Here is a 25163-nt window from a genome sequence, read left to right as displayed (position 1 = left end):
GGTTCGCCGCCCGGTCACGCACGCATGATGTGAGACGACGCGGGCAGCGCAGTCACGGACTGGCCGGCCCAGGGGCGGACCAATGGGCAAGATCACAGGTTTCCTCGAGTTCGACCGGCAGGAGCAGAAGTACCAGCTCGCCGCCGACCGGGTCCGGCATTTCCGCGAGTTCACGCTGCCGCTCGACGAGCACGACCTGACCAAACAGGCGGCCCGCTGCATGGATTGCGGCATCCCGTTCTGCCACGGCCCGACGGGCTGCCCGGTCCACAACCAGATCCCGGACTGGAACGACCTCGTCTTCCAGTCGGATTGGGAGGAGGCTGCGCGCAACCTCCATTCCACCAACAACTTCCCCGAGTTCACCGGCCGCATCTGCCCCGCGCCGTGCGAGGAAGCCTGCACGCTGAATCTCGAGAACCAGCCCGTCGCTATCAAGACGATCGAGCAGGCGATCGCCGACCGGGCCTGGAACATGGGCTGGGTCAAGCCCGAGCCCGCAGAGACCCGCACCGGCAAGCGCGTCGCCATCGTCGGCTCCGGTCCCGCGGGCATGGCGGCGGCGCAGCAGCTCGCCCGGGTCGGTCACGACGTCCATGTCTTCGAGCGCGAGCCGAAGGCCGGCGGCCTGCTGCGCTACGGCATCCCCGACTTCAAGATGGAGAAGCGGCACATCGACCGGCGCGTGCGCCAGATGGAGGCCGAGGGCGTCGTCTTCCACTACAACCAGAACATCGGCGTGACGAAGTCGGTGGACGAGCTCAAGGCCGAGTTCGACGCCGTGATGTTCTGCGGCGGCGCCGAGGATCCCCGCAACCCGCAGCTCCCGGGACAGGAGCTGGAGGGCGTTCACTACGCGATGCCCTATCTCGTCCAGTCGAACCGCCGGGTCAGCAGCGAGCCGATGCGCGGCAACGGCGAGCTGCCGATCCTGGCGGGCGGCAAGAACGTGGTCGTCATCGGCGGCGGCGACACCGCCTCCGATTGCGTCGGTACCGCGTTCCGCCAGGGTGCCCTGTCGGTGACGCAGCTCGACATCCGCCCCCGTCCCCCCGAGCGGGAGGACAAGCTGACCGTGTGGCCGTACTGGCCGACGAAGATGCGGACCTCGTCCAGCCAGGCCGAGGGGGCGGAGCGCGAGTTCCAGGCCGCGACGCTCCGGCTCCAGGGCAACAAGAAGGGCCAGCTCACCGGGGTGGTCTGCGCCCGGGTCGACGCCAAGCGTCAGCCGATTCCCGGCACCGAGTTCGTCCTGCCCGCCGACCTCGTCTTCATGGCGATCGGCTTCGCCGGCTCGGTCCAGAAGGGTCTCCTGGAGCAATCCGGAATCGGCGTGAGCAAGCGCGGCAACGTCGAGGCCAACGAGGACGACTACCAGACCTCGGATCCGAAGATCTGGGCGGCGGGCGACATGCGCCGCGGCCAGTCCCTGGTAGTCTGGGCTATTCGTGAGGGACGTCAGGCGGCGCGCGCCATCGACGAGACCCTGATGGGCGCGAGCGTCCTGCCGCGCTGAAGCCGACCGAGAGAGAGGCGCGCCCGGCTCAGCCGGGCGGCCAGCGGAAATCGTCGGCGCGGCCGGGCTGCGGCATGGGGGCGTTTCCGCGCAGAAGCGTCCGCTCCACGGTGCCGAGGTTGTCCGGCTCGCGCGGCCGCCCGTTCAGGAGGGCGCCGCCGGGCGAGACCTCCATGCGGCTCAGCGGGACCACAGGTCCGGCCGCGGGCTTGACCGGAAGCGCCGGCACACCGGGGGGTTCCGGCAGGCTCGGCAGCATGGCGGTGATCTGGCGATCGATCGCCGCGGTGTCGGTTGCCGGCGCGGGCCCGTCGAGGCTGGGCCCCGAGGTCGAGGACGGCGCCGTCGGCGCAACGGTTGCGGTGGGCGAAGGCTCGGCCGATCCCGGCACGGTGCCCATGAGGCGCTTCAGCTCGACATCGGCGAAATGCGCGAGCTTGCGGTCACCCGCTTTGGTGAAGTGGACACCATCCGCGGTGCGCAGCTTGGCGATCTGTCCTTCCGGATCCGGTCCCGACGCCGCGTACCGGTCCCGATCGTCGACGAAGCCCGGCCAGATATCGACATAGGTGCCGCCGGCCTTGGTCACGCTGTCGCGCACGATCTCGTTCAGCGACGCGAGATCGCGGCTCAGCGATTCGCTCTGCATCGGCGGCAATCCGACCCAGATCAGCGGGATCTTGCGATCGACGAACACCTTCACCAGCGCTTCGACCCGTGCGCGATAGAGGGCACGCCAGCGATCCGTCAGCGGATCGACCGTCTCGTCCCCGTCGCGGATCGGCTGCCGATCGTTGGCGCCCATCATCACGAAGGCGTAGCGCACTTTCGCGTTGCTCTGGAGATAGTCCTGGGCAACCTTCGGCCAGTCGACCACGTCCTTGCGTACGAGGCCGCTGTCGCCTTTGGCACGGTCGATCACGGCGACGTCGGCATTGTCCTCGAAGACGTCGTCGAGGCCCTTCGCGAGGTGGTCGGCCAGGGAATCGCCGAACACGGCGATCTGGACGTTCGGCTCGGTCTTGGCGACGGCCGGCTTCGGCGGCGTCGGCGCCCGCGCCGGGCGGACCCGCCGCTTCACCGCGGGAGCCGGTCGTTGTGCCTCCCCGGTCGCGTAGGGGGGACGTGAGCGTGGCGCCCGGTAGGTGCGCTCCGGCTGTGGCGCCACCGGCTGCGGCCTGTCCTCCCAGGGCCAGTAGAACTGGCGCGGCGCCTCCTGCTGCGGCGCGTATCGGGGTTGGCGCCCGTATGTGCCGTCGTCACGGTAATACGCATCCCGTGGCCGACGCCGCGGCGGAGCCTCATAATAGGTGCCTCCGCCGGGCTGCTGATAGCTGTCGCCCCATTGCGCGCGGGCCGGTCCCCCGCCGAGGACGGACAGACCGGCGAGCCCCAGCAGGGCCGCGAGGCCGAGGAGCAACGGGCGTTCCGAGTGACGCCGACGAGCGACTACCATGCGCATCCCGTACGCTGTACGCCGAACCCAACCCGTTCGGAACGCGCACAGTATAGGTGGAAGCTGACGGCGGGTCTAAACCTCTCGCGGGGATCAGCGTCGCGGCGACGCCGGCTGTCCCGTGACCCGGCTGAGCAGGGCCGGCGTGGCATAGCCGTCAGCCGGCAATCCGACGCTGATCTGATAGCGGCGCACCGCCTCACGCAGCTTCGGGCCGGCGCGGCCATCCGTCGGACCGTCGTAGAAGCCGGCAGCCGCCAGACCGGTCTGCAGGGCCCGAAGGCCCGGCCCGTCGAGGCGCGCCCCTGCGGCCGGCCAGGGAGCCGCCAGCGGCGGTCCGCCGCCGAGACGGTCCGCGAGGTGGCCCACGGCCAGAGCGTAGGAATCCGAGGTGTTATAGCCTCGGATCACCTCGAAATTGTCGGTGATCAGGAAGACCGGGGCGCCGAGGCCCCCGGGCAGGAATAGGCTGGCCCGGCCGCGGCCGGGCAGAGGTTTCCCGTCCGTGCGGGTAACGCCGCGTTCGGCGAACGAGCCGAGCTCGCCGCTGTATCGGCTCAGGTCGAAATCCTTCGGCAGGCGCACCTCGTAGCCCCAGGACAGGGTCGGATCCCAGCCGAGATCCTTGAGGTAGGCCGCGATCGAGGCGAGCGAATCCGCCGCGCTTGCCCAGATGTCGCGCCGCCCGTCCCCGTCGAAATCGACCGCATGTGCCAGATAGGTGGAGGGCAGGAACTGGACCTGGCCCATGGCCCCGGCCCAGCTGCCGCTCATCCGGTCGGGCGTGATGTCGCCACGCTGCAGGATCGTGAGAGCGGCGAGGAGTTCGTCGCGAAACAGCGTGCCGCGGTGGCGCGCCGCGGCCAGAGTCGCCAGCGCCCGGATGGTGGGAACGCTGCCCGCGCTGGCCCCGAAATCCGATTCCACGCCCCAGAACGCCGTGACCATCGGCCCCGGTACGCCGAAGCGGGTTTCGATGTTCTGGAGGGTCGTTGCGACGGCCACGGCACGGGCGCGTCCGCGCGCGATGCGTCCGGGGGAGACGGCGCCGACGAGGTAGTCCCAGACGGGCCGGACGAATTCGCTCTGGCGGCGCGTATGCGCCAGGATGCCGGGGTCCGGGCCGGTGATTCCGCGGAATGCCGCTTCGAAGGTCTGCGCGGAGACGCCCCGCGCCGCCGCGTCCGGTCGGAGCGCTGCCACGAAGGCCTGGAAGGTATCTTCGGCGCGGACCTCTCCCGCGGCGAGACAGGCCACCGCGGCGAGCAGCCCTCTGCGAGACATCATTCGGTCAGATCCGGTTGCGCGTTTCCAGGCGCTCCTCCCAGGCCAGGGCCTGAGCGACGATGGCGTCCAGATCGTCATGCCGGGGCTGCCAGCCCAAACGCTCGCGGATCAGCGCGCCCTCGGCCACGATCCGGGCCGGATCTCCCGCACGACGCGGGCAGAGCCTGACTTCAAAGTCGCGGCCCGATAGACGCTTCACGACCTCGATGACCTCGAGCACGGAGTAACCGCGGCCATAGCCGCAATTCAGCGTCAGGCTGTCGCCGCCCGACCGGAGGTGGTCGAGGGCCAGACGATGCGCTTCGGCGAGGTCCGAGACTTGGATGTAGTCGCGCAGGCAGGACCCGTCGGGGGTCGGGTAATCGGTCCCGAAGACGTCGAGCCGCGCGCGCTGTCCCCGCGCCGCCTGCGTGGCGACCTTGATGAGGTGGGTGGCATTCGGCGTCGACTGGCCGGACCGACCCTCAGAATCCGCGCCGGCCACGTTGAAATAGCGCAGAATGACGTACGAGAAGCCGTGCGCGGCCGCGGCATCGGCGATCATCCATTCGCTCATCAGCTTCGAGCGGCCGTAGGGATTGATCGGCTTCAGTGGCAGGTCCTCGGGAACCGGCACGACCTCGGGCTCCCCGTAGACGGCTGCGGTCGAGGAGAAGATGACGTGCCGGACGCCGGCCCGCACGGAGGCCTCGACCAGCGATCGGGTCTTGACCGTGTTGGACAGGTAGTAACCCAGCGGATCGGCCACCGAGTCGGGCACGACGATCTTGGCGGCGAAGTGGGCGAGGGCATCGATCCGATGCTGAAGGATCGTCTGCGTGACAAGGGCTTGGTCGGCCACGTCTCCGACCACGAGCTTGACGCCCTCCGGAACCGCCCAGTCGAAGCCGGTGGACAGATCGTCCAGGACGATCACCTCCTCGTGGCCCGCATCGAGCAGCGCCAGCACCATGTGGCTGCCGATGTAGCCGGCACCGCCCGTAACCAGAACCGCCATGACCCCCCACCCTGACGCCGTCCCGCCGAGCCTGATTACGCGATTGCAGACGGGAAATTTACGCTCCGCTGCTTCATACTATCGACGTAGAACCCTTGCGACGGCTCGCGTTAAGCTATCTCACTGACGGCACCGCCGACCACGTCGCTCCATCCTGTTCCGGGGTTACCGTTTGATGAAACCGATCCGCAAGGCCGTCCTGCCCGTCGCGGGCCTTGGCACGCGCTTCCTGCCAGCCACGAAGGCGGTCCCGAAGGAAATGCTCACGGTCGTGGACCGGCCGGTCGTGCAGCATGTCGTCGACGAGGCCCGTGAGGCGGGGATCGAACACTTCATCTTCGTGACCGGTCGCGGCAAGGCCGTGATCGAGGATCATTTCGACATGGCGTTCGAACTCGACCACACGCTCCAGGAGCGGGGGAAGACGGCCGCCTATGAGGAACTCAAGAAGGACCTGCCGAAGGCGGGCCAGACGAGTTTCACCCGGCAGCAGGCCCCGCTGGGCCTGGGCCATGCGGTGTGGTGCGCCCGGGAGATCGTCGGCGACGAGCCCTTCGCGGTCCTGCTCCCCGACATGCTCAGCCGCGGCTGCATGAAGCAGATGCTGTCCGCCTATGAGCGCCACGGTGGCAACATCATCGCCGTCGAGGAGGTGAAGCCTGAGGAAACGCATCAGTACGGGATCGTGAGCGTCGGCGAGACCTACGGTCAGTCGTTCCAGATCACCGGCATGGTCGAGAAGCCCAAGCAGGGCACGGCGCCCTCGAACTTCATCATTTCCGGCCGATACATCCTGCAGCCCGAGATCTTCGGTATTCTCGAGCATGGCAAGAAGGGCGCTGGCGGCGAGATCCAGCTTACCGATGCCATGATCGACCTGATGGAGACGCAGGCGTTCTACGGCATGCGCTACGAGGGCCGGACCTACGACACCGGCTCGAAGCTCGGCTTCCTCACGGCCAATCTCGCCTACGCCCTCGATCGGGACGACCTCGCGGGGCCGCTGAAGGCTGAAATCGAGAAGCTCCTGAAGCGTCAGGGCTAAGGCGCTCCGTCTCCGGGGCTGCAGAACCGCCCAGATCCAGGCCCCGACCGGCGAACGCGGTGATCGGGGCCGATCGCTCACCCGGAGACCGCGTGGGCCTCTTTAGTCCGTCGCACGCGGCTCAGGTATGCACGCAGAGCAGCGGGATCCGACGATTTGCCCTTGCTTCTTGTGCGGCGCACTTTAATTTGTGCGTTGCGGGATCGCGATGGCGTCGCGGTTCCGCTGCCCTTCTTGGGCGTTTCCTCCCTAGACTTCGGGCCGCTCCTTCGGGAGTGGCCTTTTTTCTGTCTTGTCCTCTCGCACCCGTCTCCGCCGAACGTCCCGGCGCGATCGCTATTCCGCGGCGATTTGGCGCGGAACGACATCTGCGAGATCTTGGGCGACCTCGACGATCACGGCGCGCAAGGCTCCGACCAGGGCCGGAAAGCCCGGCGTCGTCGCGAGGCTGACCTCGTTCATGTAGAGGCCGCGGTTGACCTCGATCTGGAGCGCGTGGCGATCCAGGTTCGGCTCGCCATAATGCTCCGTGATGAACCCGCCCGCGTAGGGCTTGTTGCGCACCACGCGAAAACCCCGAGCCCGGAACGCGGCCTCGAACCCGTCGATCAGCGCGGGCGCGCAAGCCGTCCCATACCGGTCACCCAGCACCACGTCGGCCTTCATCTCCGGGTCGCGGCCCAGGCTCGATGAGGGCATCGAGTGGCAGTCGATGAGCATGCAGCAACCATGCGCGCGCGCCGTGCGCTGGATGAGGCTGCGCAACGCGCGGTGATAGGGCTTGTACAGGCCCTCGATCCGGGCGGTCGCCTCGGCCACGGGCAGTCGCCGGGCGTAGATTTCCTGACCGTCTGCGACGACGCGCGGGACCGTCCCGAGGCCGCCGGCCACGCGCATCGACCGGGTGTTGGCGAAGGGCGGCAGGCGCCCGTCGAACATGCGGGGGTCGAGCTCGTACGGCTCGCGGTTCACGTCGAGGAAGGCGCGGGGGAAGTTGGCCCGCAGCAGCGGCGCGCCCAGTTCGACGACGGGCGCGAACAGGCGCTCGACATAGGCGTCCTCGGAACGACGCAGCGCCAGGGCGTCGAGCCGCGAGGCTGCGATGAAGTCTGGGGGGTAGACGGCTCCAGAATGACCGGTATTGAAGACGAAGGGCAGGGTGTGCGCCGCGGGCTCGTCGACCGCAAAGGCCGGGGCAAATCCGAAGGCGTCTGGCTGTACCGGTTCGGATGCAGTCATCGGTTGGTGGACACCCCGGCGGTTGAACGAGGACGGCAGGTGCTCACTGTGGTGCGCGATCGACCGCCTGTCCACTCCGTGCCGGCGACTGGGGCAGTCGCCCGTGAGACACGCGGCTCCCGCTGCGCGCTCCATCCTAACACCTTGTTTACCATCGCCTCCCTTTATGGGATCAACTTCTCGACTCGAAGGCTCGGATCCGGCCGATGAAAATCCTGCTGGCGGAAGACGACAACGACATGCGCCGGTTTCTGGCCAAGGCGCTGCAGAATGCGGGCTATGATGTCCTGTCCTTCGACAACGGCCTCTCGGCCTACAACCGGCTGCGCGAGGAGCCGTTCGAGCTGCTGCTGACCGATATCGTGATGCCCGAGATGGACGGTATCGAACTGGCCCGCCGGGCCACCGAGCTCGATCCCGATATCAAGGTGATGTTCATCACCGGCTTCGCAGCCGTGGCCCTGAACCCGGATTCCAAGGCTCCGAAGGACGCGAAGGTCCTGTCGAAGCCCTTCCACCTGCGCGATCTCGTGAACGAGGTCGAAAAACTGCTGGCTGCCTGAGCCGGCCGCGGAGCCCCCGGCATGGCGCGACCGAGTTTGCCTGTGGCGACACGGGCATAGGCAAGTCGCGTCCCGCACTCCTATATGGCGGGAGTTCACGGTCGGGACGACGTTCGCGATGCAGCCGGTCACAATCTACACCACGGGCTGGTGTCCCTACTGCTCGGCGGCCAAAAGCCTGCTGAAGGAAAAGGGCGTGGCCTTCCAGGAGATCGACGTCGAGCGCGCGCAGGGGGCTCGAACCGCGATGGTCGAGCGCGCGGGCGGCCGTACGAGCGTGCCTCAGATCTTCATCGGTGCCACGCATGTCGGCGGCTGCGACGACCTGTACGCCCTCGACCGGGCTGGCAAGCTCGACCCGCTGCTCAAGGACACGGCCGATGCCTGAGGCCCGCTTCACGGCCGCCTGCGTGCAGATGCGGTCGGGGCGCGATCCCGCGGCCAACCGCGACGCGGCCGTGGCGGGTGTGCGCGAAGCGGCGTCCCGGGGCGCGGCCTACGTGCAGACTCCCGAGATGACATCCCTGGTGGAGCGGAGCCGCGAGCGCCTGTTCGCCCACGTCACCGCCGAGGAGCAGGACCAGACCCTGGCGGCCCTCCGCGAGACCGCGCGCCAGACCGGCACGGTCGTCCAGATCGGCTCGATCGCAGTCCGGTCCGGCGACAAGATCGCCAACCGGGCCTACCTGATCGGCGCCGATGGCGCGATCCTGGCGTCCTACGACAAGCTGCACCTCTTCGATGTCGACCTGCCGAGCGGCGAGCGGTGGCGGGAATCCGCCACGTATTCCGGAGGTGCCTGCGCGGTCCTCGCCGAGACGCCGTGGGCCACCCTCGGCCTGACGATCTGCTACGACATCCGATTTCCCGCCCTGTACCGCGCCCTCGCCGAAGCGGGCGCGGACGTGCTGACGGCACCCGCCTGCTTCACCCGTCAGACCGGGGAGGCCCATTGGCACGTCCTGCAGCGGGCCCGCGCCATCGAGACCGGCGCCTTCGTGATCTCGGCGGCGCAGGGCGGCCTGCACGAGGACGGGCGGGAAACCTACGGCCATTCGCTGATCGTCGATCCCTGGGGCCGGGTGCTGGCCGATGCCGGCGGGGCCGAGCCCGGGATCATTCTGGCGGAGATCGACCTCGCGCGAGTCGCCGAGGCCCGGGCCCGCATCCCCTCGCTGCAGCACGGTCGGCCCTTCACCATCGAGCGCGTCTCTTCCCAGGCTCAAGCGGCGCATCAGGCAGCACAGCAAGCGACAGAATGATCCGCTACAGTCTCGTCTGCGAGGCCGGACACGGCTTCGAGAGCTGGTTCCCGTCCTCCGACTCCTACGACACGCAGGTCGAACGCGGGCTCGTGACGTGCCCGGTCTGCGACAGCGCCAAGGTCAGCAAGGCCCTGATGGTGCCGAGCGTCGCCCGCACGGATCGGGCGCGTGCATCTGCGCCGCCCGCGAAGGCGGAGGCGGAAGCGCCGGTGACCATGGTCGCCGAGCCGGAGCGTCAGTTGCGGGCGATGCTGCGCGCGCTCCGTGAGCACGTGGTGGCGAATGCCGAGCACGTCGGCGCGCGCTTTCCCGAAGAGGCGCGCAGGATCCATTACGGGGAGACCGAGGGCCGTTCGATCTATGGCGAGGCGACCCCTGCGGAGGCGCGCGCGCTGATCGACGAGGGCATCGAGGTGGCGGCGATCCCGGTCCTGCCGGACGACCGGAACTGAGCGGATACCAGACCCGCCCCGAGCCTCAGGGCCGCAGGGCGGCAGTCCCGGCGAACGACGCCAGCACGGCCGAGACAAGGGCACTCCAGCCGGCGAGCGAGATCCCGGCCACCCGCAGCGCCGCCACCGAGCAATCGACGACCTTCGTGATCTGGAGCGCGTTGAGGAAGTCGCCAACCTGGCCCGGATTGGTCCCGGTGCCGCCCCCGCAATCGGCCGGCCCCGGCCAGAAGCCCCATTCCGCGCCGGCGTGGTAGACCCCGATGCCGGCGCCGTAGAGGAGGCCGAGGGCGGCGAGCCCGAGGGCGATCCGTGCCAGGCGCTCCGGCAGGAACAGGGCCAGAAGGCCCAGGGGGATCGCGGCGTAATAGGGCAGCCGCTCTGTCAGGCAGAGCTTGCACGGCGCGTAGCCGTATCCGTACTGCAGAACGAGCGCAGCTCCGACGGTGAGGGCGGAAGCGATTGCCAGCCAGAGGCCAGCGGTCTTGAGGCGCAGGGCGGCCGCCGTATTCATCGCTACAGGATCACCTTGAAGAGCAGGAAGCCGAGGACGATGACGGCGACGGAGATCGCCGCAACCGCGTTGAGGTGCCGGTCGAGCACGGCCCGAATCTGGACGCCGTAGCGTCCAAGCAATCCGGCCAGGATGAAGAAGCGGGCGCCGCGGGTCACGATCGACAGAACCGTGAACCAGAACAGGCTGTAATGGGCGAAGCCCGAGGTGATCGTGACGAGCTTGTAGGGGATCGGCGTGAGTCCCTTCAGCAGGATCACCCAGTGGCCGTAGCGCGCGTAGGAATCCTGGAAGGTCGCGGCCGAGTTCTGCAATCCGTAGAGACGGATGAGCCATTCCCCGAGGGAATCGAACAGGAGGGCCCCGATCGCGTAGCCCACGAGTCCGCCGATGACCGAGGCGACGGTGGTGATCGTGGCGTAGAGCCAGACCCGGTCCGGTCGGGCGACCGCCATGGGCACCAGCATCGCGTCCGGCGGAACCGGGAAGAAGGAGCTTTCGGCGAAGGCCACAGCGCCGAGCGCATAGGGCGCGGACGGCCTGTCGCTGAGGGCCAGGATCCACGCGTACAGCCGGCGGAGCATGCAAGGTCCCGAAGTGAGCGATCGGTCGCCCTTTGAGCATAGGCGTCCCGCCTTGGCCAGATCGGGGCCCACCGCAAAAACAACACTTGGCCGGACCCGCCGACCTATGCGAAGAGCCCTCCGTACGCGGGTATGGCGGAACTGGTAGACGCGGGCGACTCAAAATCGCCAGCCGCAAGGCGTGGGGGTTCGATTCCCTCTACCCGCACCATGGCCGTTCGGCGATCGCGCAACCTATCCCGTCCGGCAGCTCCAAGAGGGGCGACCCATTGTCCGCGCCAATCCCATCGACGCGCGAAGTTCGGTCGCCCTGATCTCCTGATCGCTGACCCCTATCTGTGCTGCAACGCGGCCGGCTTGGCCGTCCTGCGGAGCGGAGTAGGGACTTGAACGAGCGTGGGATCGTCGCGGTTCTCGGCGCGGGCATGGCCGGCGCAGCTGCGGCACGCCACCTTGCCGAGGCGGGCCTGCGGGTGCGGGTGTTCGACAAGGGACGCGGCGTCGGCGGTCGGATGGCAACCCGGCGCGTCGGTGATCTCCAGTTCGACCATGGCGCTCAATTCATGCGCGCGCGCGGTACCGCCTTCGGGGGTCAGATCGATCGATGGGCGCGAAGCGGCATCGTTGCGCCCTGGGCCGGTTCCGAACGGCATGTTGGCGTGCCGAGCATGGTCGAGCCCGTGCGCGACCTGCTGTCGGGTCTTCCGGTCCAGAGCGCCACGACCATCCTGCGTCTTCACCGAGATGGGGCACACTGGCGGCTGGAGGACGCGTCCGGCGCCGTTCACGGGCCGTTCGACGCGGTGGCGATCACGGTCCCGGCGCCGCAGGTCATGACGCTGCTCGCGGCATCCGGCGTCACCCTCCCGGACATCGCCCGCGCTTCATACGCACCCTGCTGGTCCTTGATGATCGCGGCGCACACGTCCCCGCCGGAGGTCCTGATCGAACCGGGGGCCGGTCCGATCGGCCTGATCGCGTGCGATTCGTCGAAGCCCGGGCGGCCCCCCGGGATCCGGCTCACGGTCCACGCGACCCCGGATTGGTCGCGCCGGCATCTCGAAGCGCCCCGTGAGACGATCGTCGCCGAACTTGTCCGCGCCACCCGGGACTGCCTCGGCTCCGAACTTCGACCGTCCCACATGGAAGCCCATCGCTGGCGCTACGCGCAGGTCGAGAACGCCCTGCAGGTGCCCTGCCTCTACGATCCGGCATGCCGACTCGGGGCAGCCGGGGATTGGTGCCTGGGGGCCCGGATCGAGGCGGCATACGACAGCGGGCTGGCGCTCGCCGACGCTATCCTGAACGATCTCGGGCACCCTGCGTGACTCCCCCGATCGCCGTCCACCCGGCCTATGAGGCGTCCCTCCCGGTCGGCCATCGGTTTCCGATGCGCAAGTACGGCCTGCTCGCGGAGACGCTGATCGCGAAGGGGCTGGCTCCGCTCGGTTTCGTCACGCCGGAGCCGGCCGGGGCGGACATCCTGATCCGCGCTCACGATGCCGCCTATGTGGATGCGGTGCTGGCCTGCGATGTCGGTCCTGAAATCGAGCGGGCCATCGGGCTACCGGTCGATGCGGCCCTCGTCCGGCGCTCGCGCGCATCGGTGGGCGGCACCCTTCTGGCCGCGCGCCTCGCCCTGGCGGAAGGTCTGGCGGGCAGCGCCGCTGGCGGCAGCCATCACGCGCGGCGCCAGCAGGGTGCTGGCTTCTGCGTGCTGAACGACGTCGCCGTAGCGGCGCGGACGCTCCAGGCCGAGGGGCTGGTCCGGCGCGTCCTCGTGGTCGATCTCGACGTGCATCAGGGCGACGGCACCGCCGATTGTCTCGCCCGAAGCCCGGAGCTCTTCACCTTCTCGATCCATTGCGAAAACAATTATCCAGCGCAGAAGATCGCCGGCGACCTCGATATCGGCCTGCCGGACAGGCTCGACGACGCCGGCTACCTCGCTGTTCTGCGTGCCCGTCTGCCGCCGCTGCTCGACGCATTCGCGCCGGACCTCGTCTTCTATAATGCCGGCGTCGATCCGCATCGCGACGACCGCCTCGGCCGACTCTGCCTCACCGATGATGGCCTTCTCGCCCGCGACCGCTTCGTCGTGGCCGAGGCTCGCGCGCGCGGGATCGCGCTCGCTGCGGTGATCGGCGGCGGATACACCCGCGATGTCGAGGCCCTCGCGCGGCGCCACGCGCTGGTCTTCGAAGCCCTGGCCGCCGAGGCGGCCGCTCGGCCGATGTCGAAGTGAGACCTGATTGCATCACGGTACCGTCGATCTGCAGGTCTCGGTCGAGCAGGAAAGGTTTTGGGAACGGCCACCGTCGAGGATCCGGAGTGCGCGGATGATCGACGCGGATCCGCCGCTTGCATTCGGTGACATCGGAAGGGTTCGGCCATGCTCGCGCGGGTCTGGGACGTGGTGAAGGCGACGCTGGCGGTGTCGGCCCTGATCGCCGCCGCCCTCGTCTCGGCGGACAAGGTCGACCGGCGGAAAACGCAACCGGTCGTCGGCGCCGCACTGATCGAGCCGGCCACCACCGGAACGATTACGCGGCAGGAGCGTCCTTGAGCCTGCGCTCTGCGTAGTCTTGAGCGGCGCCCCTGCGTCAGATTGAAACAAGCGTGACGGGATATCTCGGTCGGCGTCGACGTTCTCGCCCGATGCCGAGGCTTGGCCGCACGCCGACCCGACCCGTTCAGGAGAACCCACCGCGATGAAGTCCGCCCCCCTCGCACTGTTCGTCGTCCTCATCGGCACGGCTTCGGCGTTCGCGGAAACGGGGGCCGAGCGGGCCGCCTGCACGCCGGACGTGATGCGCCTCTGCGCCTCTCAGATTCCCAATGCGGGCGCTATCACCCTCTGCCTGCGGGAGAATCGGGTGGCGTTGAGTTCCGCCTGCCGGACGGTCGTCGACCGTTCCGACCGGTCGAAAGGGAACATCGCAAATCGCCGCTAGGCGCGGCGCCGCGCCTCACCAGCCGTTGATGCGCGGCCAGATCTCTCCGGAGAGGCGGCCATCGGCGACGACGTGATAGCGGTCGTGCTGAGCACCCGTGGCGCAGGCATGGTTCGGGAGAAGCCGCAGGCGCGCGCCGACCGGAAGGTCGGGAAGCCCGGCGGCAGCGCCCTTCCGCACCGCGACGATCCCGTGCTCCTGGTTGGCGTCCCGCACGATCAGGTCCGGATAGGGGCGCCCGGCGATGTCGCAGGCCAAGCCGTAACCCTGATCGACCGCCTGCCGCGCGGTGCCACGATCACGCGAGAGTGCCATCCATCCCGCGTCGGTGATGATCCAGCCCTTGTCCCGCTGATGCCCGATCACCGTCGCGAGAACGGTGAGGGCGATGTCGTCGATCGTGCAGGAGCCGACGCCCGCCTGGAACAAGTCGCCGATCATGAACACGCCGGCGCGCACCTCCGTGACGCCCGCGAGGGTCTCCGCATACCGGGCGGTGGGCGTCGATCCGACGCTCACGACAGGGCAGGGGAGGCCGGCGCCGCGCAGGATCTCGGCCGCCGCGACGGCGGCCACGCGCTCGGCCTCGGCCGCCCGACGAAGGGCGGCGGGATCGCTCAGCCCATAGCTGTCGCCGGCATGGAGCAGCACGCCGCGCAGGCTCGCGCCGTCCGCGACCGCGCGGCCGATGGCGACGAGCGCTTCGGCATCCCGCGGCCCGACCCCGGAGCGATGTCCATCGGCATCCACCTCGATCAGCACCGGCAGGGCATCGCCGCTGCGCCGGCTCCAGGCCGCCACAGCCTCGGCCTGGGCTGCCGAATCCAGGACGATCGCCAGATCCGCCCCCCAGCGCTGTCGGATGGCTCCGACCCGATCGAGCTTCTGCGGTGCGACGCCGACAGCGTAGATCATGTCGCGCACGCCGCCCTCGGCGAAATACTCGGCCTCCCGGAGCGTCGAGACCGTCGCGGGTCCAGCGGGACCGGCCATCGCCCGGCGCGCGACCGCGAGGGATTTGGCCGTCTTGAGATGCGGGCGCAGGGTGACGCCCAACCCGTCGATATGCCTGCGCATCCTGTCGACATTCGCCTGCAGGATGTCGGCGTCCAGGAGGAGGCACGGTGTCTCCAGCCCGTCGAAACCGCCGCCACCGGGCGATACCGCAGTGTCACCGATCATCTACCGCTCCCGACCTATCCGACGCGAGAGGCTGATAGGCGAGCCTCGGCGCCGGTCCAAGCCGTCGGGACCCCGTACGTGTCTTCAGGCAGATCGCTGCAATGCCGCCACGTAGGCCGCAGCGTCGCGCGCCACGTCGTCCGCCGCCTTGCCGGGGCGGTAGAGATTGGAGCCGAGGCCGAAACCATCGGCTCCGGCCTGTCGCCAGCCCGCGATCGTCTCGGGCAGGATCCCGCCGACGGCTAGGACTCGGGTGCCCGGCGGCAGAACCGCGCGATGCGCCTTGAGCGCCAGCGCCGTCGCGACGTCCGCCGGGAACAGCTTGAGCGCGGTCGCGCCGGCCGCCAGGGCCGCAAAGGCCTCCGTGGGTGTCTGATAGCCCGGGAGGGAAACGAGACCGGCCGCGACGGTCGCGCCGATGACCGTCGGATCGGCGTTCGGCGACACCACGAGGCCTCCGCCGGCGGCCGCGACGTCGGCGACTTGCGATCGGCTGAGAACGGTGCCGGCGCCGACGAGCGCCCGTCCGGCGAGGCGCTCAGCGAGCACCGCGATGCTCCGCAGCGGGTCCGGCGAGTTGAGCGGCACCTCGATGAGGGTGAACCCGGCCCCGACCAGGGCCTCCCCGATCGCCGGCGCCTCGTCCGGCGTGAGTCCCCGCAAGATCGCCACGAGCGGGCAGCCCGCGAAGGCCGCCTCGAACCGGTCGTGGATGGTCATGTCCGCAGACTCCAGATGGCGTGGATACCGGACGTGGTGGAACCGTCCGGCACGATCACCGCAGTCCCGCCCGCTTGCGCGATGGCGGCGGCGTAGAGCGCGGCCAGGGGGCCGCCGCCGAGCAGATGGACCGGACGGCCCTGGAGGTCGTCCCGGGTGCCGACATCGGCGCCGATCAGGATGCCGCTGGCGTAGGAGGCCGCGTCATCGGGGGCGAGGCGGTCGAGCAGCAGTCCCGAGCGGACCTCGAACAGGGTCGCGGCGAGGTTTCGGGAGGCGAGGCCCCGCCCGACGCCCGCGCGGAAGGCGGCTCCGTTCCCGACCTCACCGTCGAGCATCCCCGCCAGGATGCCCTGTGCGCGAAGCAGGGCGAAGATCTCTCCGGTCATCACGGTGGTGAAATCCGTGATCGCACCATCGACGGTCTCGATCCACTTGTTGTGTGTGCCCGGCTGACAGAACAAGGCCGTCGGCGGCGCTGAACCCGCTTCGATCGCACCGAAGACCTGGACCTCTTCCCCCCGCATCACATCGGGACGCTGTCCGTCCCGCAGGGCGACGCCGGGGACGATCCGCACGTCGGGCGCGGGTTCCACGCAGGCTTTCGCCAGGGCCGCGAGGGTTGCCGGCGCGGCGATGTAGGGCGCCGACAGCCAGCCCCGGTTGGATCCGACCATGCCGACCGCGATGACCGGGTGAGGCCCCAGCCGCGCGCGCAGATCCGCGATCTCCGCGGGGTAGTCGCCGGGCGCCAGGGAGAGGATCCCGCGTCCGTCCTGCAGGCTGTCGAGCACCGCTCCCGAGCCCGACACGGCGAAGGCCCGGCGGTTCGTGGTGCCCCAGTCGACGGCGATGTAGGCCGCGCGACCGTCCATGCCTTGTCTCCCCAGAATAGCGCCACCGTAATTTGTCTGAGTTAATCGGAGGGCGGCGCGTGGTCAAGTTCGGTCGAGCGACCGTCGCGACACGGTCGGCGACAGATATCACTGACGGGGGATTGTCGCGTGGTCCCCGGCGATTGCGATGGACTGTACCGTCACGGATCGGCGATATGGCGGCAAGAAATCAAACCCGGGAGGGACACGCTTGGCACGGGATGTAATCCTGGCGACCGATGGCCTGACGATGGAATTCCGTGGATTCCGGGCCGTCAACGGCGTGGCGTTGCAGGTGGAGCGCGGCACGATTCACGCACTCATCGGGCCGAACGGCGCCGGCAAGACCACCTGCTTCAATCTGCTCACCAAGTTCCTGATCCCGACCTCGGGGACGATCCGCTACAAGGATCGCGACATCACCGGCCTCAAGGCGGCGGATGTCGCCCGGCTGGGGCTCGTCCGCTCGTTCCAGATTTCGGCGGTCTTCCCGCATCTCACCGTGATGGAGAATGTCCGCATCGCCCTGCAGCGGCGGCGGCGCGGCGATTCCTTCGATTTCTGGCGGCCCGAGCGGGTCCTGCGTGCGCTGAACGGCGAGGCGCTCGAACTGGTCGACGCGGTCGGACTCTCGGAGTTCGCCGACGTGCTGGCGGTCGAGCTGTCCTATGGCCGCAAGCGCGCGCTGGAGATCGCAACCACGCTCGCTCTCGATCCCGAGATGCTGCTCCTCGACGAGCCGATGGCCGGCATGGGCCACGAGGATGTGGACCGGACCGCCGCGCTCATTCGGCGCGTCTCGAAGGACCGGACGATCCTGATGGTCGAGCACAACCTGTCGGTGGTCGCTTCCCTTTCGGACCGGATCACCGTGCTGGCCCGCGGCCAGGTGCTGGCCGAGGGGGACTACGCCACGGTCTCGAAGGATCCGCGTGTGGTCGAAGCGTATATCGGGGCGGGACATGCGTGAGGCGGCTCTCAAGACACCTCCGGCGGCCGCGACCGGCGCGCTCCTCACCGTCCGCGGATTGGAAGGCTGGTACGGCGAGAGCCACGTGCTCCACGGGATCGACATCGACGTCCGGACCGGTGAAGTCATCACGCTGCTCGGGCGCAACGGCGCCGGAAAGACCACGACGCTGAGGGCCATCATCGGCATCCTCGGCAAGCGCGCCGGCTCGATCGTCTACGACGGTGTCGAGACCATCCGCATGGCGTCCCGGAACATCGCCCGCCTCGGAATCGGCTACGTCCCGGAGGAGCGGGGCATCTTCGCGAGCCTCACGGTCCACGAGAACCTGATGCTGCCGCCGCGGGTGAAGCCGGGGGGCATGTCGGTGGACGAGATCCATCAGCTCTTCCCGAACCTGAAGGAGCGCGCCGGCAGCCAGGGCACCAAGCTCTCCGGCGGCGAGCAGCAGATGCTGGCGATCGGACGCATCCTGCGCACCGGTGCCAAGCTGATCCTCCTCGACGAACCGACGGAGGGACTGGCGCCGGTCATCGTCCAGCAGATCGGCCGGACCATCCAGCAATTGAAGGCGAAAGGCTACACCATCGTTCTGGTGGAGCAGAACTTCCGCTTCGCCCAGACCCTGGCGGACCGGCATTTCGTGATCGAGCAGGGGCGGGTGGTCGATATGATCCCCAATGCCGAGCTTGACGCCAATATCGACAAGCTCCACGCCTATCTCGGCGTCTGAAGCCCGTTCGCAAAAACCGTAGAAGCGCCAACAATCGGCGCCCCGATACTCGGCTGGCGGAGATCCGCCGTGCCGTTACAAGGATGGAAACGAAAATGTTCGGACGTATCGCCCGGCCCGCGACCCTCGCCGCCCTTGCCGGCGCCCTGATGATGGGCACCGCTGCTGCGCAGACGAACGTGAAGATCGGCATCCTGGGCGATCGATCGGGCGCCTATTCCGACATCAGCGGCGAGGGCTCGGTCGTGGCCGCGAAGCTCGCCGTCGAAGACTTCAAGCCGGACGCTCACGGCCTGAAGGTCGAGATCGTCTCGGCCGATCACCAGAACAAGCCGGATGTCGGGGCGGCCATCGCCCGGCAATGGTATGACCGCGACAACGTCGACATGATCACCGACGGGGTGACCTCCTCGGTGGCGCTGGCCATCAGCCAGGTCACCAAGGAAAAGAACAAGGTCTTCATCGATACCGGCGCCGGCACGGCCGACCTGACCGGCCCGCAATGCACGCCCAACACCATCCATTGGGTCTACGACACTGTGGCGCTGGCCAACGGCACCGGCGGCGCGATGGTGAAGCGCGGCGGCAATACGTGGTTCTTCCTGACCGCCGATTACGTTTTCGGACAGACGCTTCAGCGCGACACCAGCGCGGTCGTCACCAAGAACGGCGGCAAGGTGGTGGGCTCGGTGAAGACCCCGTTCCCGACCTCGGACTTCTCGTCCTTCCTGCTTCAGGCGCAGGGCTCGGGCGCCAAGGTCATCGGCCTGGCCAATGCCGGAACCGACACGATCAACGCGATCAAGCAGGCGGGCGAGTTCGGCATCACCGAGGGCGGGCAGGCGCTGGCCGGCCTTCTGGTCTTCTCCTCCGACGTGCATTCGCTGGGCACCAAGGTCGCCCAGGGTCTCGTGCTCACCGAGCCGTTCTACTGGGACCTGAACGATCAAACCCGCGCCTTCTCGGACCGCTTCGCCAAGCAGATGAAGGGTGGCTCGAAGCCCACCGCCAACCATGCCGGCGTCTACTCGGACGTGCTCCATTACCTGAAGGCGGTGGCCGAGCTGAAATCCACCACCGACGGCGCCGCCACGGTCGCCAAGATGAAGGCGATGCCGACCGACGATCCTCTGTTCGGCAAGGGCGTGATCCGCGCGGACGGCCGCAAGATCCACGACATGTACCTGTTCGAGGTCAAGAAGCCCGCCGAGTCGAAGGGCGAGTGGGATCTTTACAAGAAGCTCGAGACGATCCCGGGCGATCAGGTCTTCCGGCCGCTCAACGAGGGCAATTGCCCCCTCGTGAAGGGTTGACGGTGGGATCGGGGCGCGGAGAACGGCCATGACCACGATCTTCGGAGTGCCGACGCAGGCCCTGTTCGGGCAATTGCTGCTCGGCCTGATCAACGGCTCGTTCTACGCGATCCTGTCGCTGGGGCTCGCCATCATTTTCGGGCTCCTGAACATCATCAACTTCGCCCACGGCGCGCTCTACATGATGGGCGCGTTCGTGGCCTGGATGCTGCTCACCTATGTGGGCCTGGGCTACTGGTGGGCGCTGGGTCTCGCGCCCCTCGTGGTGGGCGCCTTCGGCATCGTGCTGGAGCGGGTGCTCATCGCCCGGCTCTACAAGCTCGACCACCTCTACGGACTTCTGCTGACCTTCGGGCTGGCGCTGATCATCCAGGGCCTGTTCCGCAACCAGTACGGCGTCTCGGGGCTGCCCTACGCGATCCCGGCGGAGCTCTCCGGCGGCCAGCGGCTGCCCTTCATGTTCCTGCCGAACTACCGGGCCTGGGTGGTGGTCGCGTCGCTGACCGTCTGCATCGCCACCTGGCTCGTCATCGAGAAGACCAAGCTCGGCGCGTATCTCCGGGCCGCCACCGAGAATCCGACGCTCGTCCAGGCCTTCGGGGTGAACGTGCCGCTGTTCCTGACGCTGACCTACGGGTTCGGCGTCGCGCTCGCAGGCTTCGCCGGGGTGCTCGCCGCGCCGATCTACTCGGTGAACCCCAACATGGGCGCCGACATCATCATCGTGGTCTTCGCCGTGGTGGTGATCGGCGGCATGGGCTCGATCATCGGGTCGGTGATCACGGGCTTCGCCCTGGGCCTCGTCGAGGGGCTGACCAAGGTGTTCTATCCGGAGGCGTCGGCCACCGTGATCTTCGTGATCATGGTGCTGGTGCTGCTCGTCAAACCCGCCGGCCTGTTCGGGCGCACGGCCTGACCGCGAACTGAGGCTCGACACCCATGGCCGACACCGCCGCCCTCGAGGCCGCCCCGATCGCCGCCGCGCTCCCGACGAGCCGGGACGACAAGGCGCTCCATCGCCTGATCTTCATCGGCATCGCGCTGCTGCTGATCGTAGCGCCGCTCGTCCTGTACCCCGTCTATCTGATGAAGGTGCTGTGCTTCGCGCTGTTCGCGCTCGCCTTCAACCTGCTGCTCGGCTACGGCGGCCTGCTGTCCTTCGGTCATGCCGCCTATTTCGGCATGGCGAGCTACCTCTGCGCCTACACGGCCAAGCAGCTCGGCTTCACGCCGGAACTGGCGATCCTCAGCGGCACGGTGACGGCGGCCCTGCTGGGTCTGGTCTTCGGCGCCCTGGCGATCCGCCGGCAGGGCATCTACTTCTCGATGATCACCCTGGCGCTCGCCCAGATGGTGTTCTTCTTCTCCCTGCAGGCGAAGTTCACCGGCGGCGAGGACGGCATCCAGGCGGTGCCCCGCGGCAACCTGTTCGGCGCGATCAGCCTCGCGGACGACCGGGCGATGTACGCCGTCGTCGCCGTAATCTTCATGGCGGGGATGCTGCTGATCTACCGGATCATCCACTCGCCCTTCGGGCAGGTGCTGAAGGCGATCCGCGACAACGAACCCCGGGCGATCTCCCTCGGCTACAGAGCGAGCCAGTACAAGCTCGCGGTCTTCGTCCTCTCCGCGACCCTCGCGGGACTCGCGGGCTCCACCAAGGCGATCGTCTTCCAGCTCGCCTCGCTCACCGACGTGCACTGGTCGATGTCCGGCGAGGTCGTACTGATGACGCTCGTGGGCGGCATGGGCACGGTCTTCGGACCGATCGTGGGGGCCTTGGTGATCGTCACCATGGAGACCTACCTCGCGCAGTTCGGGGCCTGGGTGACGATCATCCAGGGCTGTGTGTTCGTGCTCTGCGTGCTGCTGTTCCGGGAGGGCATCATCGGGCTGATCGCCCGGGTTGTCTGCCGGCCGTTGTAGCGCCCGCACCGTCACCGGAGACGGACTGACTAGGGTTCCGAAGATGTGGGCGCATGGCGTCGGGCTGCATCACGGCGAGCCGAAGATGAGCGGCTTCGCAGGCGGACTGCGTTTCCGACGTCGCGCGGTGAGCATTCGTTAACCAAGACCGCCCACGCTGACGGCTTGACGCTGCCAGGGGGCGCTATGACTCAGGACCGGACGCTCAGCATCGACGATCCCGCCCTCGAGTGCCCGGTGGCACCGGACGTCGTCGGTCGCCTGATCAAGGCCGATCCTGAGGGCGCGGTCTTTCTCCTTGAGGGCATCCCGGAGGCGACCCGGGCGCGGCTCGCGGTCTGGCTCTACGGCCGCAGTCACACCCATGCGATCGGCGTTCGCGTTGCGTCGACCTGCGACGGTGCCACCCTGCGGCGGACGGCAGGCGTCGTCGGCAACGCATTGTTCGACCTGTCGCGCCGGCCCCAGGTGGCGACAAGCCAGGGGACGCGCAGCGGCGGCGGCCGGATTTCTCTGGGCGGATCGCTGCGCCGCGCCTGATTCCCAGTCCGCACTGCGCAGCGTGATTGGATCACCGCGGCGCAGGGACTATTCTCCGTGGCGATGTCCACCGCCCTGACCGCGCCGTCCGTCCGTCGCCTCGACCCCGTGCTCGTCGATCGCATCGCGGCCGGCGAAGTCGTTGAGCGTCCCGCCTCGGCCGTGAAGGAGCTGGTCGAGAATGCCATCGATGCCGGGGCCGGTGCCATCGAGGTCACCATCGAGGCCGGGGGACGGCGGCTGATCCGGGTCGTCGATGACGGCCGTGGCATGACGCCGGACGATCTTGACCTCGCGGTGGAGCGGCACGCCACCTCAAAGCTTCCAGGCGGCGACCTCACGGCGATCGCCACCCTCGGGTTCCGCGGCGAAGCGCTGCCGTCGATCGGCGCGGTGTCGCGGCTCGCCATCGTCACCCGGACCCCGGATGCCGAGGCCGGGGCCAGCCTGACGGTCGAGGCGGGGCTGAAGGGTCAGGTCCGTCCGGCACCGGCGCAGCGTGGGACCCGGATCGAAGTGACCGAGTTGTTCGCCGCGACACCGGCACGGCTCAAGTTTCTGAAATCGGACCGGGCGGAGAACACCGCCGTCGCCGAAACGCTGCGCCGGCTCGCCGCGACGCAGCCCGGGATCCGCTTCACCCTTCGCGCCGATGCCGGGCAGCCCCTGGTCCTGCCCGCGGAGACCGGACCCGAGGCGGAGCTGCGCCGGCTCGCCGCTGTTCTGGGGCCGGATTTTTTCGCCAATGCGCTGCCGGTCTCCCTGGCCCGGGAGGGCTTTGCCGTGACCGGCCATGTCGGCCTGCCGACCTATCATCGCGGCGCGGCGACCCATATCCATCTTGCCGTCAACGGGCGCCCCGTGCGCGACCGGCTCCTGCTGGGCGCGATCCGCGGCGCCTACGCCGACACCCTGGCCTCCGACCGCCATCCGGTGCTCGGCCTTTCCATCGCGTGCGACCCGGACCGCGTCGACGTCAACGTCCACCCGGCCAAGACCGAGGTGCGCTTCCGCGAGCCGGGCCTCGTGCGGGCGCTGATCGTGAGCGCGATCCACGACGCCCTGCGGCGCGGCGGCGCCCGTTCGGCCACCACCGGCGCCGCGCGGACTCTCGACGCCCTGCGCCCCGCCGGTCCGCCGCTCGCGACCCATAGCGGCGCTGCCGCCCCGAGCCTGTTCCGACCGACGCGACCGGGCCTGTTTCCGGTGGGCACGCCGTCGGTCGCGGCACCGTCAGGCTACCGTCCGCAGACCGCGTGGCGGGCGCCGCAGCCTGTGCCGGCCGCGCCGGCGGGCTTCGGCGAGGCTGCGCAGGCCGTGTTCGCGGGCCCGGATCCGGCCCCGGTGTCGGCACCGCCCCAGGCCGATATCCGCGTCGCCGACGATGCGACGGAGACGCTGGATCATCCCCTCGGCGCGGCCCGGGCGCAGATTCACGAAACCTACATCCTCGCCCAGACCCGCGACGGCCTCGTCATCGTCGATCAGCACGCCGCGCACGAGCGGCTCGTCTACGAGCGGATGAAGGCCGAGCGGGAAACGGGCGGCATCGCCCGCCAGGGCTTGCTGATCCCCGACGTGGTCGAGATGAGCCCCGAGGAGGCGGACCGGCTGGTCGCCGCGGCGCCGGACCTCGAGCGGCTGGGTCTCGCCATCGAGGCCTTCGGACCGGGGGCGGTGCTCGTGCGCGAGGTGCCGGCCGTGCTGCTCGGCGCTTCGACTCGCGACCTCGTCACCGACATCCTCGACGCCCTGGAGGCCAGCGGCGACGAGGAGGGCGGCGTCCCGGCTGCGGAGGGCGGCCCGCTCGGCCGGCGCCTCGACGCGGTCCTGTCGCGCATGAGCTGTCACGGCTCGATCCGCGCCGGGCGGCGGCTGCGACCGGAGGAGATGAACGCCCTCCTGCGCGAGATGGAAGCCACGCCCAATTCCGGGCAGTGCAACCATGGACGTCCCACCTCGATCGAACTGAAGCTCGCCGATATCGAGCGGCTGTTTGGCCGCCGATGAGGTGACGGCTTCGCCGGTCCGGCTGGCCTACCGGGCAGGGGCGGTCCAAAAGAACGGTCGATGCCTCGGCGCGAAGACCGGGGAGCCGGCGGCCGCGGATCGCCGGTGCATGCAGGGGAGGCGCAGAGCCATGACCGATATCCTCATCACCGGCCCGTGCCGCGACGCCGAACGCAAGCGGAGCGCGGCTCTGGCCGTCGCGTCGGTGCGCTGAGATGACGGGCCCATTCGATCTCGCCGGACGTCACGTCCTCATCACCGGTGCCTCAAGCGGCCTCGGCCGTCACTTCGCCGGAACTCTCGCCCGCGCCGGGGCCCGCCTGTCGCTGGGGGCCCGCCGGGCCGATGCCCTCGCCGAAACCGTCACCCGCGTCGCGTCCGAAGGCGGAGAGGCCCATGCCGTCGTCATGGACGTCACCGACGCCGCGAGCGTCGAGCGGGCGCTCGATGCCGCTGAATCGCGGTTCGGACCCGTGGCGGTCCTGGTGAACAATGCCGGTGTGACGGCGACGAAACCGGCCCTCGATCTCGACGAGGCCGACTGGGACGCCGTGCTCGACACGAACCTCAAGGGGGTTTGGCTCGTGGCTCAGGCAACCGGGCGGCGCATGGTCCGACACGGCGCGGGCGGCAGCATCGTCAACATCGCCTCGATCCTCGGGCTGCGGGTGACCGGTGGACTGGCGCCCTACGCCGCCTCCAAGGCGGCCGTGATGCAGCTCACCAAGAGTCTGGCACTCGAATGGGCGCGCCACGGGATTCGGGTGAACGCGCTCGCTCCGGGCTACATCAAGACCGAGCTGAATGACGCCTTCTTCGAATCCGACGCCGGCAAGGCGCTGATCAAGCGCGTGCCGCAGCGTCGGTTGGGCGAAGCGGCGGAACTCGATGGGCCGCTGCTGCTGCTCGCCTCGGATGCCGGCGCCTACATGACCGGCAGCGTCGTGGCGGTCGACGGGGGCCACCTCGTCTCCGGCCTCTAGGGGCTGCATGGTGACGTAATCCGTTCCGACGCGCCGGAC

Annotated in this window: 27 protein-coding genes, 1 tRNA gene and 1 pseudogene; 20 read left to right on the top strand and 9 right to left on the bottom strand. The window is 68.9% G+C overall.

The annotated features are described in order from the left end of the window. The first annotated feature begins 82 nt into the window (after positions 1-82). A complete protein-coding gene (locus A3862_RS02105; protein ID WP_043353802.1) occupies positions 83-1516 on the top strand; it encodes a glutamate synthase subunit beta in 1434 nt (477 codons plus the stop codon). A gap of 28 nt (positions 1517-1544) precedes the next feature. Here the strand turns inward: A3862_RS02105 and A3862_RS02100 are convergent, their stop codons facing one another. The 3 genes from A3862_RS02100 to galE form a co-directional block, all read right to left on the bottom strand. Then, positions 1545-2972: an SGNH/GDSL hydrolase family protein gene (locus A3862_RS02100; RefSeq protein ID WP_111474290.1), complete on the bottom strand. Its 1428-nt coding sequence runs from the start codon at positions 2970-2972 to the stop codon at positions 1545-1547. A gap of 93 nt (positions 2973-3065) precedes the next feature. Then, a complete protein-coding gene (locus A3862_RS02095) occupies positions 3066-4259 on the bottom strand; it encodes a lytic murein transglycosylase (RefSeq protein WP_111473172.1) in 1194 nt (397 codons plus the stop codon). 4 nt (positions 4260-4263) lie between these two features. Further along, on the bottom strand, positions 4264-5256 hold the full coding sequence (galE, locus tag A3862_RS02090; RefSeq protein ID WP_043754897.1) for a UDP-glucose 4-epimerase GalE: 993 nt from the start codon (positions 5254-5256) through the stop codon (positions 4264-4266). Between the two features lie 175 nt (positions 5257-5431). Between galE and galU the strand changes: the two genes are divergently transcribed. Continuing rightward, entirely contained in the window at positions 5432-6301 is an 870-nt protein-coding gene (gene galU / locus A3862_RS02085) for a UTP--glucose-1-phosphate uridylyltransferase GalU (protein ID WP_043380421.1), read from the top strand. A gap of 336 nt (positions 6302-6637) precedes the next feature. On the opposite strand, the gene A3862_RS02080 is transcribed toward galU, so the two are convergent. Further along, complete coding sequence (locus tag A3862_RS02080) at positions 6638-7540, bottom strand: N-formylglutamate amidohydrolase (RefSeq protein ID WP_043754900.1); 903 nt, start codon at positions 7538-7540, stop codon at positions 6638-6640. A 206-nt stretch (positions 7541-7746) separates the two neighbouring features. Here A3862_RS02080 and cpdR point away from each other — a divergent pair, with 206 nt between their 5' ends. The 4 genes from cpdR to A3862_RS02060 all read left to right on the top strand — a co-directional run bounded on the left by cpdR (position 7747) and on the right by A3862_RS02060 (position 9820). After that, a complete protein-coding gene (cpdR, locus tag A3862_RS02075; RefSeq protein WP_003603128.1) occupies positions 7747-8103 on the top strand; it encodes a cell cycle two-component system response regulator CpdR in 357 nt (118 codons plus the stop codon). A gap of 118 nt (positions 8104-8221) precedes the next feature. Further along, complete coding sequence (gene grxC / locus A3862_RS02070; RefSeq protein ID WP_043353813.1) at positions 8222-8491, top strand: glutaredoxin 3; 270 nt, start codon at positions 8222-8224, stop codon at positions 8489-8491. Beyond that, the gene (locus tag A3862_RS02065) at positions 8484-9365 is read left to right on the top strand and encodes a carbon-nitrogen hydrolase family protein (RefSeq protein ID WP_043754904.1); all 882 of its coding nucleotides are present in this window, start codon (positions 8484-8486) and stop codon (positions 9363-9365) included. The genes grxC and A3862_RS02065 overlap by 8 nt, the downstream gene beginning before the upstream one ends. Beyond that, a complete protein-coding gene (locus tag A3862_RS02060; protein WP_043754906.1) occupies positions 9362-9820 on the top strand; it encodes a DUF1178 family protein in 459 nt (152 codons plus the stop codon). Before A3862_RS02065 ends, A3862_RS02060 begins: the two co-directional genes overlap by 4 nt. A 25-nt stretch (positions 9821-9845) precedes the next feature. On the opposite strand, the gene A3862_RS02055 is transcribed toward A3862_RS02060, so the two are convergent. Next, entirely contained in the window at positions 9846-10334 is a 489-nt protein-coding gene (locus A3862_RS02055; RefSeq protein WP_043754907.1) for a disulfide bond formation protein B, read from the bottom strand. A gap of 2 nt (positions 10335-10336) precedes the next feature. Beyond that, complete coding sequence (locus A3862_RS02050) at positions 10337-10918, bottom strand: YqaA family protein (protein WP_043353820.1); 582 nt, start codon at positions 10916-10918, stop codon at positions 10337-10339. 126 nt (positions 10919-11044) lie between these two features. On the opposite strand from A3862_RS02050, the gene A3862_RS02045 reads away from it, so the two are divergent. The 6 genes and pseudogenes from A3862_RS02045 (at position 11045) to A3862_RS02030 (ending at position 13872) form a co-directional block, all read left to right on the top strand. After that, a tRNA-Leu gene (locus A3862_RS02045) sits at positions 11045-11129 on the top strand. Positions 11130-11343: 214 nt separating this feature from the next. Further along, a pseudogene (locus A3862_RS31910) lies at positions 11344-11430 on the top strand (NAD(P)-binding protein); the annotation flags it as partial. A 156-nt stretch (positions 11431-11586) separates the two neighbouring features. Further along, positions 11587-12246, top strand: coding sequence for an NAD(P)/FAD-dependent oxidoreductase (locus A3862_RS02040; RefSeq protein ID WP_236962034.1), 660 nt, complete (start codon positions 11587-11589; stop codon positions 12244-12246). Beyond that, positions 12243-13163: a histone deacetylase family protein gene (locus A3862_RS02035; protein ID WP_111473171.1), complete on the top strand. Its 921-nt coding sequence runs from the start codon at positions 12243-12245 to the stop codon at positions 13161-13163. Before A3862_RS02040 ends, A3862_RS02035 begins: the two co-directional genes overlap by 4 nt. Positions 13164-13310: 147 nt before the next feature. After that, positions 13311-13484, top strand: coding sequence for a hypothetical protein (locus tag A3862_RS31350; RefSeq protein WP_164706330.1), 174 nt, complete (start codon positions 13311-13313; stop codon positions 13482-13484). 145 nt (positions 13485-13629) lie between these two features. Continuing rightward, positions 13630-13872 (top strand): hypothetical protein, encoded by a 243-nt coding sequence (locus A3862_RS02030; RefSeq protein ID WP_043353734.1) that lies wholly within the window; start codon positions 13630-13632, stop codon positions 13870-13872. 15 nt (positions 13873-13887) lie between these two features. On the opposite strand, the gene A3862_RS02025 is transcribed toward A3862_RS02030, so the two are convergent. The 3 genes from A3862_RS02025 to A3862_RS02015 all read right to left on the bottom strand — a co-directional run bounded on the left by A3862_RS02025 (position 13888) and on the right by A3862_RS02015 (position 16649). Continuing rightward, positions 13888-15054: an alanine racemase gene (locus A3862_RS02025; protein ID WP_043754912.1), complete on the bottom strand. Its 1167-nt coding sequence runs from the start codon at positions 15052-15054 to the stop codon at positions 13888-13890. Between the two features lie 84 nt (positions 15055-15138). Further along, positions 15139-15774, bottom strand: coding sequence for a 2-dehydro-3-deoxy-6-phosphogalactonate aldolase (locus A3862_RS02020; protein ID WP_043754915.1), 636 nt, complete (start codon positions 15772-15774; stop codon positions 15139-15141). Continuing rightward, positions 15771-16649: a 2-dehydro-3-deoxygalactonokinase gene (locus A3862_RS02015; RefSeq protein ID WP_043754918.1), complete on the bottom strand. Its 879-nt coding sequence runs from the start codon at positions 16647-16649 to the stop codon at positions 15771-15773. Before A3862_RS02015 ends, A3862_RS02020 begins: the two co-directional genes overlap by 4 nt. A gap of 211 nt (positions 16650-16860) precedes the next feature. On the opposite strand from A3862_RS02015, the gene A3862_RS02010 reads away from it, so the two are divergent. From A3862_RS02010 to A3862_RS01970, 8 genes are all read left to right on the top strand, one after another. Beyond that, positions 16861-17619 carry an ABC transporter ATP-binding protein gene (locus A3862_RS02010; protein WP_043348639.1) on the top strand — a complete coding sequence of 253 codons (759 nt, stop codon included), beginning with the start codon at positions 16861-16863 and terminating at the stop codon, positions 17617-17619. Continuing rightward, a complete protein-coding gene (locus A3862_RS02005) occupies positions 17612-18352 on the top strand; it encodes an ABC transporter ATP-binding protein (protein WP_043380399.1) in 741 nt (246 codons plus the stop codon). The genes A3862_RS02010 and A3862_RS02005 overlap by 8 nt, the downstream gene beginning before the upstream one ends. Before the next feature lie 95 nt (positions 18353-18447). Continuing rightward, on the top strand, positions 18448-19665 hold the full coding sequence (locus tag A3862_RS02000; protein WP_043754922.1) for an ABC transporter substrate-binding protein: 1218 nt from the start codon (positions 18448-18450) through the stop codon (positions 19663-19665). Between the two features lie 28 nt (positions 19666-19693). Continuing rightward, positions 19694-20581: a branched-chain amino acid ABC transporter permease gene (locus A3862_RS01995; RefSeq protein ID WP_043380394.1), complete on the top strand. Its 888-nt coding sequence runs from the start codon at positions 19694-19696 to the stop codon at positions 20579-20581. Positions 20582-20604: 23 nt separating this feature from the next. Next, complete coding sequence (locus tag A3862_RS01990) at positions 20605-21591, top strand: branched-chain amino acid ABC transporter permease (protein WP_043754925.1); 987 nt, start codon at positions 20605-20607, stop codon at positions 21589-21591. A 186-nt stretch (positions 21592-21777) separates the two neighbouring features. Further along, positions 21778-22131 carry a hypothetical protein gene (locus A3862_RS01985; protein ID WP_043348654.1) on the top strand — a complete coding sequence of 118 codons (354 nt, stop codon included), beginning with the start codon at positions 21778-21780 and terminating at the stop codon, positions 22129-22131. A gap of 63 nt (positions 22132-22194) precedes the next feature. Next, positions 22195-24141, top strand: a complete 1947-nt coding sequence (gene mutL, locus A3862_RS01980; RefSeq protein WP_043754927.1) for a DNA mismatch repair endonuclease MutL — start codon at positions 22195-22197, stop codon at positions 24139-24141. A 215-nt stretch (positions 24142-24356) separates the two neighbouring features. Further along, entirely contained in the window at positions 24357-25124 is a 768-nt protein-coding gene (locus A3862_RS01970) for an SDR family NAD(P)-dependent oxidoreductase (RefSeq protein WP_111473170.1), read from the top strand. Positions 25125-25163: the final 39 nt, after the last annotated feature.

Origin of the sequence: Methylobacterium sp. XJLW (assembly GCF_003254375.1) — a bacterium.
GTDB classification, from domain to species: domain Bacteria; phylum Pseudomonadota; class Alphaproteobacteria; order Rhizobiales; family Beijerinckiaceae; genus Methylobacterium; species Methylobacterium fujisawaense.
Note: the sequence above shows the minus strand (reverse complement) of the source record. Positions and strands in the feature narration are given on the sequence as shown.

Bases quoted from the DNA above. Each gene is read 5' to 3' on its own strand.
- A3862_RS02105 (WP_043353802.1), top strand. From the start codon at position 83: ATGGGCAAGATCACAGGTTTCCTCGAGTTCGACCGGCAGGAGCAGAAG.
- A3862_RS02100 (WP_111474290.1), bottom strand. From the start codon at position 2,972: ATGGTAGTCGCTCGTCGGCGTCACTCGGAACGCCCGTTGCTCCTCGGC.
- A3862_RS02095 (WP_111473172.1), bottom strand. From the start codon at position 4,259: ATGATGTCTCGCAGAGGGCTGCTCGCCGCGGTGGCCTGTCTCGCCGCG.
- galE (WP_043754897.1), bottom strand. From the start codon at position 5,256: ATGGCGGTTCTGGTTACGGGCGGTGCCGGCTACATCGGCAGCCACATG.
- galU (WP_043380421.1), top strand. From the start codon at position 5,432: ATGAAACCGATCCGCAAGGCCGTCCTGCCCGTCGCGGGCCTTGGCACG.
- A3862_RS02080 (WP_043754900.1), bottom strand. From the start codon at position 7,540: ATGACTGCATCCGAACCGGTACAGCCAGACGCCTTCGGATTTGCCCCG.
- cpdR (WP_003603128.1), top strand. From the start codon at position 7,747: ATGAAAATCCTGCTGGCGGAAGACGACAACGACATGCGCCGGTTTCTG.
- grxC (WP_043353813.1), top strand. From the start codon at position 8,222: ATGCAGCCGGTCACAATCTACACCACGGGCTGGTGTCCCTACTGCTCG.
- A3862_RS02065 (WP_043754904.1), top strand. From the start codon at position 8,484: ATGCCTGAGGCCCGCTTCACGGCCGCCTGCGTGCAGATGCGGTCGGGG.
- A3862_RS02060 (WP_043754906.1), top strand. From the start codon at position 9,362: ATGATCCGCTACAGTCTCGTCTGCGAGGCCGGACACGGCTTCGAGAGC.
- A3862_RS02055 (WP_043754907.1), bottom strand. From the start codon at position 10,334: ATGAATACGGCGGCCGCCCTGCGCCTCAAGACCGCTGGCCTCTGGCTG.
- A3862_RS02050 (WP_043353820.1), bottom strand. From the start codon at position 10,918: ATGCTCCGCCGGCTGTACGCGTGGATCCTGGCCCTCAGCGACAGGCCG.
- A3862_RS02040 (WP_236962034.1), top strand. From the start codon at position 11,587: ATGGTCGAGCCCGTGCGCGACCTGCTGTCGGGTCTTCCGGTCCAGAGC.
- A3862_RS31350 (WP_164706330.1), top strand. From the start codon at position 13,311: ATGCTCGCGCGGGTCTGGGACGTGGTGAAGGCGACGCTGGCGGTGTCG.
- A3862_RS02030 (WP_043353734.1), top strand. From the start codon at position 13,630: ATGAAGTCCGCCCCCCTCGCACTGTTCGTCGTCCTCATCGGCACGGCT.
- A3862_RS02025 (WP_043754912.1), bottom strand. From the start codon at position 15,054: ATGATCGGTGACACTGCGGTATCGCCCGGTGGCGGCGGTTTCGACGGG.
- A3862_RS02020 (WP_043754915.1), bottom strand. From the start codon at position 15,774: ATGACCATCCACGACCGGTTCGAGGCGGCCTTCGCGGGCTGCCCGCTC.
- A3862_RS02015 (WP_043754918.1), bottom strand. From the start codon at position 16,649: ATGGACGGTCGCGCGGCCTACATCGCCGTCGACTGGGGCACCACGAAC.
- A3862_RS02005 (WP_043380399.1), top strand. From the start codon at position 17,612: ATGCGTGAGGCGGCTCTCAAGACACCTCCGGCGGCCGCGACCGGCGCG.
- A3862_RS02000 (WP_043754922.1), top strand. From the start codon at position 18,448: ATGTTCGGACGTATCGCCCGGCCCGCGACCCTCGCCGCCCTTGCCGGC.
- A3862_RS01995 (WP_043380394.1), top strand. From the start codon at position 19,694: ATGACCACGATCTTCGGAGTGCCGACGCAGGCCCTGTTCGGGCAATTG.
- A3862_RS01990 (WP_043754925.1), top strand. From the start codon at position 20,605: ATGGCCGACACCGCCGCCCTCGAGGCCGCCCCGATCGCCGCCGCGCTC.
- A3862_RS01985 (WP_043348654.1), top strand. From the start codon at position 21,778: ATGACTCAGGACCGGACGCTCAGCATCGACGATCCCGCCCTCGAGTGC.
- mutL (WP_043754927.1), top strand. From the start codon at position 22,195: ATGTCCACCGCCCTGACCGCGCCGTCCGTCCGTCGCCTCGACCCCGTG.
- A3862_RS01970 (WP_111473170.1), top strand. From the start codon at position 24,357: ATGACGGGCCCATTCGATCTCGCCGGACGTCACGTCCTCATCACCGGT.